The organism is Stenotrophomonas sp. ASS1 (genome assembly GCF_004346925.1).
In the GTDB taxonomy this organism is placed as follows: Bacteria; Pseudomonadota; Gammaproteobacteria; order Xanthomonadales; family Xanthomonadaceae; genus Stenotrophomonas; species Stenotrophomonas maltophilia_A.
In genome coordinates, this window is sequence record NZ_CP031167.1 from 161694 (window position 1) to 175254 (window position 13561).

Below are 13561 nucleotides of genomic sequence, written 5' to 3' on the forward strand. Positions count from 1 at the left end.
TTCTAGGAGATCAACGCCGATGCGTAGCTGGGCTGTTCGCGGGCTGGTCCTGCTGCTGGCCGTGCTGGTGCTGCCTGCGGCGCTGGCACAGGCGGTGCCTGGGCTGTTGCCGCTCAGCCCGCTGCAGCGCGAGTACCTTGCCGCGCATCCGAGCATCGTCGTGGGCCAGTATGACAGTGGCTGGCCGCCGTTCGAGTCCCTCCGTGACGGCCAGCAGGTCGGCCTGGGCCCGGATTATCTGTCGCTTCTCGCCCGTCAGCTGGGCGTGAAGGTGGAGGCACGGCGCTATCCCGACTGGACATCCGTGCTGGATGCGGCATGTCGTGGCGAGATCGATGTAGTGATGAATGTCGGTCTCAGTGCCGACCGCACCCGCTGCATGGTCTATACCGCCGCCTATGGCGAGGCACCGCTGGCCCTGGTGGGACGCCCGGATGACCTGCGTGCCTCCGACATCCCCGACCTGGATGGACTGCGGGTGGTGATCGAGCAGGACTTCCTGACCGGCCCGCAGGTGCGGGCGCGCTTTCCCCGGGCACGACAGCTTGTCGCAAACAGCTCGTTGGCGGCGCTGGAGATGGTCAGAGACGACAAGGCAGACGTTTACATCGGCAATGCCTACGTGGCCACCGAACTGATCGCACGCGAGGACCTGCAGGGGGTCGTGCTGCTGCGCCCCAGCGATCTGCCGCCCGAACGGCTGCACTTCGGTGTTCCCAACAGCAAGCAGCCGTTGGCCGAAGCATTGGACCTGGCACTGGCTGCGACCAGCCAGGCCCAGCGCGATGCGCTGGTGCAGCGCTGGCTGCCACCTCCGCAGTGGTCGGCATCGGCACAGCTGGCGTTGAGCCAGGCCGAGAAACGGGTATTGGAGCAGCCGTTGAAGATCGGCTTCGCGCCGAACGCGGCGCCGCTGTCGTTCGCGGACCAGGATGGCAACCCCAGTGGCCTGGCCAGCGAATACCTGCGGCGCCTGCTGCAGGCTGGCGCCAACCTGCAGGTGGAAAACAGCCATGACTGGTACGAGGTGCGCGAGAAGGCGCGCCGCGGCGAGCTGCAGGCGGTGATGGGCATTCCTGCCGATTCTCGCTACCTGGGCCCGGACTGGGTGTTCAGCCAGCCCTTCATCAGCGTGCCGAACGTGATCGTCAGCCGGCGTGACAGCCCGGCGTTGCTGGGCCTGTCCGACCTGCAGGGCAAGCGGGTGCTGCTGTCCGATCCGGAACGTGTGCGTGGCTATGTGCTGCAGCAGGCGCCGCAGGCGCGGATCATCGCGGCACGCAGCGCGGAACAGGCCCTGCAGCGCCTGATCAATGGCGACGCCGATGCCTACGTAGGCAACCTGGCACTGGTTGACCATCTGCTGCGCAACCGCTTCCCGGGGCGCCTGCAGGTGGCGGCACCGGCAGGTTTCAACGATCAGCTGGTGCTGGCGGTTGAGCGCCGCCATGCCGCCCTGGCCACCACCTTCGACCGCCTGCTGCTGCAGATGACGCCGCGCAAGCGCGAGGCCCTGCGCGGGGACTGGCTGGCCGTCGAGTACCGCAACGGCCTGGACTGGAACAGCGCGATGCGCTGGGGCGTGCCGCTGCTGCTGGTGCTGCTCACCGCGCTGCTGGTGCACGCCATCGGGCATTGGCGGCTGCGCCGCGAGGTGGCCGGACGGCGTCACCTGGAACAGCGCCTGGCCGAAGTCACCGACAACCTGCCCGCCGTGGTCTATCAGGCTCGCCGCGCGGCAGACGGAACCCTCAGCTTCCCGTTCATTGCCGGTGACCTGCAGGCGTTGTTCGGGGTCAGCCGGCAGCAGGCCGAACAGGATGCAATGTGCCTGCTGGACCGCATCGAGGAAGACGACCGCGAGCACATCCTGCATGCGGTCGAGCAGGCGGCGCGCCAGTTCGCACCGCTTGTTCTCGAGTTCCGGCTGCGACCTGAAGGCACCGGCGCGCGCTGGGTGCGCAGCCAGGCCCATCCCTATGCGGCGGAAGCGGGCGTGGTCACCTGGAGTGGATACTGGGTGGATGTCAGCGAGGCGCGTGCACAGGCCGAGGCCCTGACTGCGGCCAAGGCTGACGCCGAACAGGCGGCGGAGGCGAAGTCGCGTTTCCTGGCGACCATGAGCCATGAAATCCGAACGCCGATGAGTGGCGTGCTGGGCATGCTGGAAGTGCTGGCGCATTCGCCACTGGATGCCGAGCAGCAGCGCATCCTCGGGGTGATCGAGGATTCGGCGCAGATGCTGCGGCAGATCCTCGACGATATTCTTGACTACTCGCGGCTGGAGGCCGGCGCACTGCGCCTGGAACCGGTGCCGCAGCCGCTGCGGCCATTGCTGGAAAGCGTGTGCCGGTTGTTGTCGGCGCAGGCCAGTGCACGTGGGCTGGACCTGCACGTGCAGATCGACCCGCAGCTGGCGGCCGCGCACGAAGTGGATGGCGTGCGCCTGCGCCAGATCGTGTTCAACCTGCTCAGCAACGCCATCAAGTTCACCGTGCGCGGCGAAGTGCGGCTGCAGCTGGACGTGCTGGGGCCGACCGCCGAAGACGGCAGCCAGCCGCTGTGCCTGAGCGTCACCGACACCGGCATCGGCATCGCGCCGGAACAGCTGCAGCACCTGTTTGCGCCGTTCACCCAGGCCGGTGCCTACATCCAGCGCGACCATGGGGGTACCGGCCTGGGCCTGAGCATCTGCCAGCGCCTGGTGCAGATGATGGACGGCGAGCTGGAGCTGCACAGCACGCTGGGCGAAGGGACCCGCGCCGAGGTGCGGCTGTCGCTGGTGGAAGCCGGCAGCGGTGATGTGGAAGCGCTGGTCGCCGAGCAGGAACAGGCCTCGCTGCTGCCGCCGGCGCTGCGCCAGGCGCGGGTGCTGGTGATCGAAGACCACCCGACCAACCAGGCGATGATGGCCTGGCGACTGCAGCAGCTGGGGGTGCCGCATGTGATGGTCGGTGACGGCCAGCAGGGCTTGGATCGGCTGTCGTCGGAGAGTTTCGATCTGGTGATCACCGACTGCCGGATGCCGGTGCTCGATGGCTTCGGTTTCACCCGCCTGCTGCGCGAACGCGAGGGCCGCAACGGCCAGCCGCGGCTGACCGTGCTGGCGCTGACCGCCAGCGTGCTGGATGACGATGCACGGCGCTGCCGCGAGGCCGGCATGGACGAAGTGCTGGCCAAGCCGCTGTCACTGGCCACGCTGCGCACCGCACTGCTGCGCTGGTTGCCGCAGGCGCAGGGACAGTCGTTTGAGGAGCCGCAGGCCGAGTCCGCCGTCGACGATGCTGGGACGCTGCCCGATCTGGACAGCCTGCAGCGGCGCTTCGGCTCACGTGCGGTGGCCGAGCAGCTGCGCGACAGCCTGTTGCAGGCCAGCGAGGGCGATCTTGCCGCCGTGCAGCGCGCGCTGCAGGCTGGAGATCGCGAGGCGGCCGCACTGCACCTGCATCGTCAGGCCGGTGGGTTGGGCGCGGTGGGAGCGACAGTGCTGGCCGGGCAGGCCAATGCGTTGGTGGAGCGTCTGCAGGATGCGGCGGAAGCCGATGTGGCGCCGTTGTTCGCGGCAGTGGCGGAATTTGTGGCACGGCTGCAGCAACAACTGCAGCGCCTGGCTCACTGAGCCGACTGCTGCTGCAGGTAGGCGATCACCAGCGCGCGGCGTTCGGCGCTGGGGAAGGCGTTGTACATGCGTGTGCCGGGCACCACGTGGGTGGGCGACTGCAGGAACGCATCCAGGGTCTGCGCGGTCCAGGTGATATCGGCGCGGCGCATGCCGTCGGAATAGCCATAGTCCGGCAGGCTGCCGGCGCGGCGGCCGATCACGCCGTGCAGATTGGGTCCGAAGCGGTGGATGCCACCAGGTTGCACGGTGTGGCAGCCGGCGCACAGCTCGAACGCGCGCTGCATGGCCTGCTGCTGCGCCTGTTCCGGCGTGGCCGGTGCCGCAGGCGGGCGCTGGCAGGCCGTGGCCGCCAGGGTCAAAGCAATGGTGATGAGCAGGCGGAAAGCACGCATGGGCGGGCAGGATAGCGACGCAGCGGGGCAGGTGGGCTGCGACACGCGGTCGCAGCCCGGAGCAATCACATGCCCGAATAGTTCGGGCCGCCACCGCCCTGCGGGGTCACCCAGACGATGTTCTGGGTCGGGTCCTTGATGTCGCAGGTCTTGCAGTGCACGCAGTTCTGCGCGTTGATCTGCAGGCGCGCGTTATCGGCTTCACCGACGAACTCGTACACACCCGCCGGGCAGTAGCGGGCTTCCGGGCCGGCGTACTCGGCCAGGTTCACCTTCACCGGAATGCTGGGGTCCTTCAGCGTCAGGTGGCTGGGCTGGTTCTCGTCGTGGTTGGTGCTGCTCAGGAACACCGAGCTGAGACGGTCGAAGGTCAGCACGCCATCCGGCTTCGGGTAGGCGATACGGGTGTGCTTGGCCGCCGGCTCCAGGCAGGCATGGTCCGGCGTCGTGCGGTGCAGGGTCCACGGCGGATTGCGCACGCCCAGCTTCGGCAGCAGCCACTGCTCCACGCCGGTCATCAGCGTGGCCACGGTCTGGCCCTTCTTGAACCACTGCTTGAAGTTCTTGGCCTGCTGCAGTTCGGTGAACAGCCAGCTGGCTTCGAACGCCTTCGGGTAGGCGCTCAGTTCATCGTGCTGGCGGTCGGCGGCCAGCGCGTCGAATGCGGCATCGGCGCACAGCATGCCGGTCTTGATCGCGGCATGGCTGCCCTTGATGCGGCTGGCGTTGAGGTAGCCGGCCTCGCAGCCGACCAGCGCGCCACCGGGGAACACGGTCTTGGGCAGCGACAGCAGGCCACCGGCGGTGATCGCACGCGCGCCGTAACCGATGCGCGTGCCACCCTCCAGGTGCTTGCGGATGGACGGATGGGTCTTGAAGCGCTGGAACTCTTCGAACGGGCTCAGCCACGGGTTCCTGTAGTCCAGGCCAACCACATAACCGATGGCGACCTTGCCGCCGTCGGCGTGGTACAGGAACGCACCACCGTAGGTGTCGCTGTCCAGCGGCCAGCCGGCGGCGTGCACCACCAGGCCCGGCTCATGCTTGGCTGGGTCGATCTGCCACAGTTCCTTGATGCCGATGCCGTAGGCCTGCGGGTCCTTGCTTTCGTCCAGCTTGTAGCGCGCGATCAGCTGGCGGCCGAGGTGGCCGCGTGCGCCTTCGGCGAAGATCGTGTACTTGGCCTGCAGCGCCATGCCCCGTTCGAAGGCCGGGCCGATGCTGCCGTCCTTCTCGATGCCCATGTCGCCGGTGGCCACGCCGATCACTTCACCGTTGTCGCCGTACAGCACCTCGGCTGCGGCGAAGCCGGGGAAGATCGCCACTTCCAGCGCTTCGGCCTGCTGCGCCAGCCAGCGGGTCACTTCACCCAGGCTGATGATGTAGTTGCCTTCGTTGTGGAAGCACTCCGGCAGCAGCGCATTGGGCGTGCTGCGTGCGCCGGTTTCGCTGAGGAACAGGAATTCGTCGCGGGTGACCTTCTGCTTCAGCGGTGCGCCGCGCTCGGCCCAGTCCGGGAACAGTTCGGTCAGTGCGCGCGGATCCATCACGGCGCCGGACAGGACGTGCGCGCCCGGTTCGGAGCCCTTCTCCAGCACGCACACCGACAGTTCGCGGCCGGCTTCGATCGCGCGCTGGCGCAGGCGGATCGCGGTGGCCAGGCCGGCGGGGCCGGCGCCGACGATCACCACGTCGAACTCCATTACTTCACGCGGGGGCAGGGCGTTGGCTTCAGCGCTCATCGATTGCATGACTCGTGGGTAGGGCCGGCATCGGGGCCACCGGCGGTGCCTGGGAATCGCGCGTGCAGCCACGAGCGAAACGGTTGTTTGAATGTGTCAGGGTACCGGGCCGCGCGTGATCGAGCTAGATCGACGATGTTCACGTCATGATTGCTGCGGTGCAGCGTAATGCACGTGGCCGGGTATGTGCCAACCTTGGTTGGCACATTGTTTCACCGCCCGGACCCGCTTCCGTGTGGACCAAGGTCCACACCTGCCAGACGCGATGCTTGCGGATGACCGACAATGGCCGGGTCCTGACTGCGCGTGAGTGCCATGGCTTTGCATCCGTACGATCTGTTCGATGTCCGTTCCCTGCTCAACGAGGAAGAGCGCGCGGTGCAGGAGAGCGTCGCCCGCTTCACCAACGAGCGCGTGCTGCCGATCATCGGCGATGCCTTCGACCAGGCCCGCTTCCCTTCAGAGCTGGTGCCGGAGATCGCCGCGCTGGGCCTGCTCGGTGCCACCCTGCCGGCCGAATACGGTGGCGGCGACCTCGGTGCGGTCAGCTATGGCCTGATCTGCCAGGAGCTGGAGCGCGGCGATTCGGGCCTGCGCAGCTTCGTCTCGGTGCAGAGCTCGCTGTGCATGTACCCGATCTATGCCTACGGCAGCGAGGAGCAACGCCAGCAGTGGTTGCCGGCGATGGCGCGCGGTGAGCTGATCGGCTGCTTCGGCCTGACCGAGGCACACGGCGGTTCCGATCCGGCCAGCATGAAGACCCGCGCGGTGCGCGACGGCAGCGACTGGCGCATCAGCGGCAGCAAGATGTGGATCACCAGCGGCCCGGTGGCCGATCTGGCCATCGTCTGGGCGCAGACCGAGGACGGCATCCAGGGCTTCGTGCTGGAAAAGGGCATGGCCGGCTTCACCACGCAGGAGATCAAGCACAAGATGAGCCTGCGCGCGTCGCTGACCGGCGCGCTGTTCTTCGACGACGTGCGCGTGCCCGACAGCCACCGCCTGCCGAACGTGAAGGGCCTGAAGGGACCGCTGGGTTGCCTGACCCAGGCCCGCTACGGCATCAGCTGGGGCCCGATCGGAGCGGCCATTGCCTGCCTGGATGAAGCGCTGGGCTATGCCAAGGAACGCGTGCTGTTCGGTCGCCCGCTGGCGGCCACGCAGAGCGCGCAGATCAAGCTGGCCGAGATGGCCCGCCGCATCACCACCGCGCAGCTGCTGGCGCTGCAGCTGGGCCGCTTGAAGGAAGCCGGCCAGCTGCAGCCGCAGCAGGTCAGCCTGGCCAAGTGGAACAACTGCCGCATGGCCATCGACATCGCCCGAGAGTGTCGAGACCTGCTGGGCGGGGCCGGTATCACCACCGAGCATGTGGCGATCCGGCATGCACTGAACCTGGAATCGGTGATCACCTATGAAGGCACCGAGACCGTGCACCAGCTGGTGATCGGCCGCGAACTGACCGGCATCAACGCGTTCTGAGTGCACCGGTAGTGCCGGCCGCTGGCCGGCATTGCCCAGTAGCGTATTCGCAGGCGAGCGATCGGTGTACCGAACCGCGCACCGTACCGAGATGGGTTCAAGGACAGCCTGTACCGCGCGGCTGTTGGGTCCGCCTTGAAGCGAGCCGAGCACCGCAGGTCCGGCGGGGGCGAAGAGGCGCGGGTGTCTGAGCGCAGCGAGTTCCGCGCCGTCCCCCGGCGGGCCGAGGAGCGCAGGGCACCGGTGCGCAGCACCGGCTCGCGGATGGCGGCGCGTTTCTTTTGGTTACTTTTCTTTCCGCGCGGAAAGAAAAGTAACGCCCATGAACGCATGCGCCCGCCACAGCAACGACCAGGCAGAAGAGAGACGCGTGGCGTTACGCGCCGCCCGCAAACCCGTGCTGCCGCCACGCTTCGTACATCACCACCGCAACGGTGTTGGAAAGATTGAGGCTGCGGTTGTCCGGCCGCATCGGCAGGCGCAGGCGGCGGCCATCGGGCAAGGCATCGAGCACGTCCTGCGGCAGGCCGCGGCTTTCCGGGCCGAACAGGAAGGTATCACCATCTTCAAAGGCCACGCTGTCGTAGCGCACGCTGGCACGCGTACTCAGGGCAAACAAGCGCTTCGGTGCGATCCGCGCCAGCGCGGTGTCCAGGTCGGGGTGCACCTGCAGGCGCGAGTATTCGTGGTAGTCCAGGCCGGCGCGCTTGAGCTGCTTGTCTTCCAGTGCGAAGCCGAGCGGCTCGACCAGGTGCAGCTGCGCGCCGGTGTTGGCGCAGAGCCGGATCACATTGCCCGTGTTGGGCGGGATTTCCGGTTGGAACAGGATCACATGGAACTGGGGCGCGGCATTCATCGGCGCAGTGTACCTGCGACGACCGCCGCCTTTACGGCGCACGCCCTGCGCTGGGCAGGGCGGCACCGCTTACGGGCGCAGCAGGACCTGGGCGGTTTCGGTGGCCAAGGCCTGCAGGTCGGCGGCGCTCGGGCGCACCTGCAGGGCCGGCAGGTTGACGATGACCGAGTTGGTGACGTTGGTGGCGGCAGCAGCCAGGGTGGCGGCGTAGCGCTGGGCTTCCATTTCGGCGGCCAGGGCGACGCGCTGTTCCAGGCTCGGGCGCACTTCCACCGAGGCCAGGGTGGTGATCGGCATCGCGGCAGCAACCGGGGCGGCAACGTAGCCGTTGCGCTCGGCCAGCTGGTCGGCGCTGGGGCGCACTTCCACGGTGGCCAGGGTCGGGATGCCGCTGGCCTGTTCCCAGGCCTGCTGGGCCAGCTGGTCGGCGGCCGGGCGAACCTGCACGGTGGACAGGGTCTTGATGGATTCGGAGGCCTGCACCGACGAAACAACCGCGGTGCCGGCGATCAGGGCGATGGCGATGGCAATGGTCTTGGCGTTCATGACGGGGCCTGTTTAGTGTTGGTGAGCAGTGGTGTGGTAGTAAGGTAGTACACCAATTCTGGGCATGCAAGAGAAATTTTCTATTTCCTGCATTTGTTCAGTCTTCAGTCAGCTTTTGTCTGAAGCCCTTCCTGGCGCAGGAAGTACCAAGCAATCCGCGTGCCAACTTTTAGTTATTGATTTGCAAGAGTTTTTGTTTGGCCGAGAAGTGTCCGGTAGGCGGACACCTGTCCATTCGATGTGCTGCGGACACTGTCCGGACGGTCCTGGCGGGCGCTTGTGACCGGTCGGGCAGCGCAGATCGGCGCTGCGGATGGGGCACAGGGGCAAACACCCCCAGTGACTGCTGGCCGATTCCTGCCGCTGCGTGCGCAGGCTAGGATCGGGGTTCACCTATGTGACCAAGGATCCGGATATGTCTCTCGCCCTTCGCCCGCGCGCTGCACTGCTGGCCGTCGCCCTCAGCACCGCCCTGGGCACGCTTGTGCCTTCCCATGCGCTGGCGGCCAAGCCGGCCGCACCGGCCAAGGTCGATATCCCGTATGAGCAGTTCACCCTGCCCAACGGCCTGCGCGTGATCGTGCATACCGATCGCAAGGCGCCGATCGTCGCCGTCAATGTCTGGTACCACGTGGGCAGCAAGGACGAACCGGCCGGCCGTACCGGCTTCGCGCACCTGTTCGAACACCTGATGTTCCAGGGCAGCGAAAACCACGACGGCGAATTCTTCGAACCGTTCAAGCAGGTCGGTGCCACCAACCAGAACGGCACCACCAATACCGACCGCACCAACTACTTCGAGAACGTGCCCACCACCGCGCTGGACATGGCGCTGTGGATGGAGTCGGACCGCATGGGCCATCTGGTCGGTGCGATCGACCAGGCGGCGCTGGACGAGCAGCGTGGCGTGGTGCAGAACGAGAAGCGCCAGGGCGAGAACCAGCCCTACGGTCAGGCCTGGGACCAGCTCAACAAGGCGCTGTACCCGGTAGGCCACCCGTATCACCACGGCGTGATCGGTTCGATGAACGATCTGAACGCGGCGTCGCTGGATGACGTGAAGACCTGGTTCCGCACCTGGTACGGCCCGAACAATGCGGTGCTGGTGCTGGCCGGCGACATCGACCTGGCCACTGCCAAGGAAAAGGTCGGCAAGTACTTCGGCAGCATCCCGGCCGGCCCGACCATGGCGCAGCCGGCAGTGAACGTGGCCAAGCGCAGCGCCGACACGCGCGAGACGATGACCGACAAGGTGCCGCAGGCGCGCATCTACCGCGCCTGGAACGTGCCGCAGGTCGGCACCACGGATGTCGATCAGCTGCAGCTGTTCGCGCAGGTCCTGGGCGGTGCCAAGTCCTCGCGCCTGAGCCAGCGCTTGCAGCACCAGGACAAACTGGTGGACAGCATCGCCTCGGGCCTTTCGACCTCGCAGCTGGGTTCGAACTTCGTGATCATGGCGACGGTCAAGCAGGGCCAGGACCCGGCCAAGGTCGAGAAGATCATCGACGAGGAACTGGACCGCCTGATCAAGCAGGGCCCCACCGCGGCCGAGCTGGAGCGCGCCAAGACCGGTGCCCGCGCCGGCTTCATCCGCGGCATCGAGCGCATCGGCGGCTTCGGCGGCAAGGCCGACGCACTGGCCGAGTGCGCGGTGTTCACCGGCGACCCGGGCTGCTTCCGCACCTCGCTGGCCAACATCGAGAAGGCCAGTGCCGCTGATCTGAGCCGGCTGGGCGCGCAGTGGCTGGACAAGGGCAGCCACACCCTGGTGATCGCACCGGGTGAGCGTGTGGCGCTGAAGGAAGACCCGAGCCAGGCGCCGAAGCCGTTCAACGTTCCCGCGGTGGACCCCAAGTACAGCACCCTGCCGGAGCAGGTCGACCGCAAGGCCGGCGTACCGCAGACCCGCGAGTTCCCGCAGCTGAAGTTCCCGGCGCTGCAGCGCGCCACGCTGAAGAACGGCACCCAGGTGATCCTGGCCGAGCGCCATGAGATTCCGGTGGTGCAGTTCAGCTACCAGTTCCCGGGCGGCTTCAGCGCCGACCAGGGCCGCAAGCCAGGCACCGCCAACTTCACCATGAGCCTGATGACCGAAGGCGCCGGCAAGCTCGGCTCGCTGGCCTTCGCCGATGCTGCCGATGCGCTGGGCGCCAGCCTGGATGCCTCGGCCGGCCTGGACTCGATGAGCGTGGACCTGTCGGCACTGAAGGAAAACCTGGCACCGTCGCTGGCGCTGTACCGCGACCTGCTGCGCGAGCCGCGCTTCGAGCAGGGTGAGATCGACCGGGTCAAGGCGACCTGGATCGCCGGCATCCAGCAGGAGAAGGTCAACCCGGGTGCGGTGGCGATGCGCGTGCTGCCGCCACTGCTGTATGGCAAGGGCCACCCGTATGCCATTCCGTTCACCGGCAGTGGCGATGAGGCGGCGATCAGCGGCCTGACCCGCGAAGATCTGGTTGATTTCCACCACGACTGGCTGCGCCCGCAGAACGGCACCCTGATCGTGGTCGGTGATACCACGCTGGCGGAAATCGTGCCGCTGCTGGACAAGCAGCTGGGCGACTGGAAGGCTGCCGGCGATGCTCCGCAGGTGAAGGCGGCGACCGACGTCGCATTGCCGAAGGGCCCGCGTGTGTTCCTGATCGACCAGCCGGGCGCGGTGCAGGCCAACCTGTTCGCCGGCCAGGTGGTCGCGCCGTCCAGCGCCACCAGCTCGACCCGCTTCGATATCGCCAACGGCGTGATCGGTGGCGACTTCACCTCGCGCCTGAACATGAACCTGCGTGAGGACAAGCACTGGTCGTACGGTGCGCGCAGCAGCGCGATCAATTCGGTGGGCCAGCGCCCGTGGATGGCCAGCGCGCCGGTGCAGATCGACAAGACCGGCCCGGCGATGGCGGAAATGCGCAAGGAAATCGCCGCGTTCGCCGACGGCAGCAAGCCGGCCACCGCCGCCGAGGTCAACCGCATCCGCAACATCCAGACCCTGAGCCTGCCCGGTGCCTACGAGACCGCCAGCGCGGTGGCGTCGACCATCGGTTCGATCGTGCAGTTCAAGCGCCCGGATGACTACGTGCTGCGCCGCAAGGCCGAGATCGAGGCGATGACCCCGGCACAGGTGCAGCAGGCCGCCGCCGAGATCAAGCCGCAGGCGCTGACCTGGGTGGTGGTGGGTGACCTCAAGCAGACCGAAGCGGCCGTGCGCGCGCTGAACCTGGGCGAGGTGACCGTGATCGACGCCGAAGGCAACCCGGTCAAGAAATAAGGGATGCGCCTGCCCGCCCCCGCGGGCAGGCCTCCCCGGGTAGTGCCGGCCGCTGGCCAGCAACCTTGCTCTGGTAGTGCCGGCCGCTGGCCGGCAACTCCGTGACCCGAAGGCGGGGTCAGGCCCCCCCTGCGGGGGATCTGACCCCACCCACCGGCTACCCCCGATTCAGGCTGTTCAGGCAGAATCCCCCCATACCCTTCCAGGATCTGCCCATGCGCGTTCTGCTGCTTTCCTCCCTGCTGCTCACCGTCACTGCCTGTACCTGGGTGCCGATCGAACCGGCCGGCAAGGCGACCCGCGTGCTGCCGGCAGGCCCGGTTCCGGCCGGCTGCATCGCCAAGGGCGAGGTGGTGGTCACCGTGAAGAGCAAGGTCGGCTTCTACAACCGCAACCCGCTGCGCGTGCAGGAAGAGCTGGAAACCCTGGCCCGCAACGAGGCCCCGAGCGCCGGCGCCAACGCCGTACAGGCCGCCGCCGCGCCCGCCGATGGCAGCCAGCGCTTCGCCGCTTTCCAGTGCCCGCCGCGCTGAACGCTTCACCATACGGGCAAGGCTGAATTCGTAAAGATGCGGTGAAGGCCCCGGGGGTTATAGAATAGCGCCCCCTTTTGCCTGAGCCTTGGCGCTAACCTCGATGCTCTTCAAGAATGTCTCGATCGCCGGCCTGGCACACGTTGATGCGCCGCATACGCTGACGACCAAGGAAATCAACGAGCGGCTGCAGCCGACGTTGGATCGCCTCGGTATCCGCACCGACGTGCTCGGCGATATCGCCGGCATCCATGCCCGCCGCCTGTGGGACAACGGCGTGCTTGCGTCCGATGCCGCCACCATGGCCGGCCGCAAGGCGCTGGAAGACGCGGGCATCGATGCAACGCAGGTCGGCCTGCTGGTCAACACCTCGGTCAGCCGCGACTACCTGGAGCCGTCCACGGCCTCCATCGTGTCGGGCAACCTCGGCGTCAGCGACGAGTGCATGACCTTCGACGTCGCCAATGCCTGCCTGGCCTTCATCAACGGCATGGACATCGCGGCGCGCATGATCGAGCGCGGCGACATCGACTACGCGCTGGTGGTGGATGGCGAGACCGCCAACCTAGTGTACGAGAAGACCCTGGAGCGCATGACCGCCCCGGACGTCACCGCCGACGATTTCCGCAACGAGCTGGCCGCCCTGACCACGGGTTCGGGCGCCGCCGCGATGGTGATGGCGCGCTCGGAGCTGGTGCCGGATGCGCCGCGCTACAAGGGCGGCGTGACCCGCTCGGCCACCGAGTGGAACCAGCTGTGCCTGGGCAACCTGGACCGCATGGTCACCGATACCCGACTGCTGCTGATCGAAGGCATCAAGCTGGCGCAGAAGACCTTCACCGCCGCCAAGATCGCCTTGGGCTGGGCCGTGGAAGAGCTGGACCAGTTCGTCATCCACCAGGTCAGCCAGCCGCACACCGCCGCGTTCATCAAGAACTTCGGCATCGACCCGAAGAAGGTCATGACCATCTTCGGCGAGCACGGCAACATCGGCCCGGCCTCGGTGCCGATCGTGCTGAGCAAGCTCAAGCAGCTGGGCAAGCTGAAGAAGGGCGATCGCATCGCGCTTCTGGGCATTGGCTCGGGCCTGAACTGCTCGATGGCTGAAGTGGTCTGGTAAAAAAGT

The 13561-nt window shown here is 67.2% G+C and carries 9 protein-coding genes; 5 read left to right on the forward strand and 4 right to left on the reverse strand.

Annotation, left to right across the window (positions count from 1 at the left end; genetic code table 11):
* Window positions 1-19 precede the first annotated feature (19 nt).
* Entirely contained in the window at window positions 20-3619 is a 3600-nt protein-coding gene (locus MG068_RS00725; RefSeq protein WP_132808768.1) for an ATP-binding protein, read from the forward strand.
* On the opposite strand, the gene MG068_RS00730 is transcribed toward MG068_RS00725, so the two are convergent.
* Window positions 3613-4014 (reverse strand): c-type cytochrome, encoded by a 402-nt coding sequence (locus tag MG068_RS00730; protein WP_032130140.1) that lies wholly within the window; start codon window positions 4012-4014, stop codon window positions 3613-3615. The genes MG068_RS00725 and MG068_RS00730 overlap by 7 nt on opposite strands.
* Before the next feature lie 65 nt (window positions 4015-4079).
* On the reverse strand, window positions 4080-5756 hold the full coding sequence (locus MG068_RS00735; RefSeq protein WP_132808770.1) for an electron transfer flavoprotein-ubiquinone oxidoreductase: 1677 nt from the start codon (window positions 5754-5756) through the stop codon (window positions 4080-4082).
* Between the two features lie 315 nt (window positions 5757-6071).
* Between MG068_RS00735 and MG068_RS00740 the strand changes: the two genes are divergently transcribed.
* Window positions 6072-7235, forward strand: a complete 1164-nt coding sequence (locus MG068_RS00740; protein WP_071228793.1) for an acyl-CoA dehydrogenase family protein — start codon at window positions 6072-6074, stop codon at window positions 7233-7235.
* A 376-nt stretch (window positions 7236-7611) separates the two neighbouring features.
* On the opposite strand, the gene MG068_RS00745 is transcribed toward MG068_RS00740, so the two are convergent.
* Both MG068_RS00745 and MG068_RS00750 read right to left on the reverse strand, forming a co-directional pair.
* Window positions 7612-8091 carry a tRNA (cytidine(34)-2'-O)-methyltransferase gene (locus MG068_RS00745; RefSeq protein ID WP_132808772.1) on the reverse strand — a complete coding sequence of 160 codons (480 nt, stop codon included), beginning with the start codon at window positions 8089-8091 and terminating at the stop codon, window positions 7612-7614.
* A gap of 69 nt (window positions 8092-8160) precedes the next feature.
* A complete protein-coding gene (locus MG068_RS00750) occupies window positions 8161-8637 on the reverse strand; it encodes an XAC0231 family protein (RefSeq protein WP_132808774.1) in 477 nt (158 codons plus the stop codon).
* A 415-nt stretch (window positions 8638-9052) separates the two neighbouring features.
* Here MG068_RS00750 and MG068_RS00755 point away from each other — a divergent pair, with 415 nt between their 5' ends.
* The 3 genes from MG068_RS00755 (at window position 9053) to MG068_RS00765 (ending at window position 13555) form a co-directional block, all read left to right on the forward strand.
* Complete coding sequence (locus MG068_RS00755; protein ID WP_107431624.1) at window positions 9053-11902, forward strand: M16 family metallopeptidase; 2850 nt, start codon at window positions 9053-9055, stop codon at window positions 11900-11902.
* Window positions 11903-12117: 215 nt separating this feature from the next.
* Window positions 12118-12435 (forward strand): DUF4156 domain-containing protein, encoded by a 318-nt coding sequence (locus MG068_RS00760; RefSeq protein WP_005407628.1) that lies wholly within the window; start codon window positions 12118-12120, stop codon window positions 12433-12435.
* Window positions 12436-12538: 103 nt separating this feature from the next.
* On the forward strand, window positions 12539-13555 hold the full coding sequence (locus MG068_RS00765) for a 3-oxoacyl-ACP synthase III (protein WP_014035559.1): 1017 nt from the start codon (window positions 12539-12541) through the stop codon (window positions 13553-13555).
* Window positions 13556-13561 lie beyond the last annotated feature (6 nt).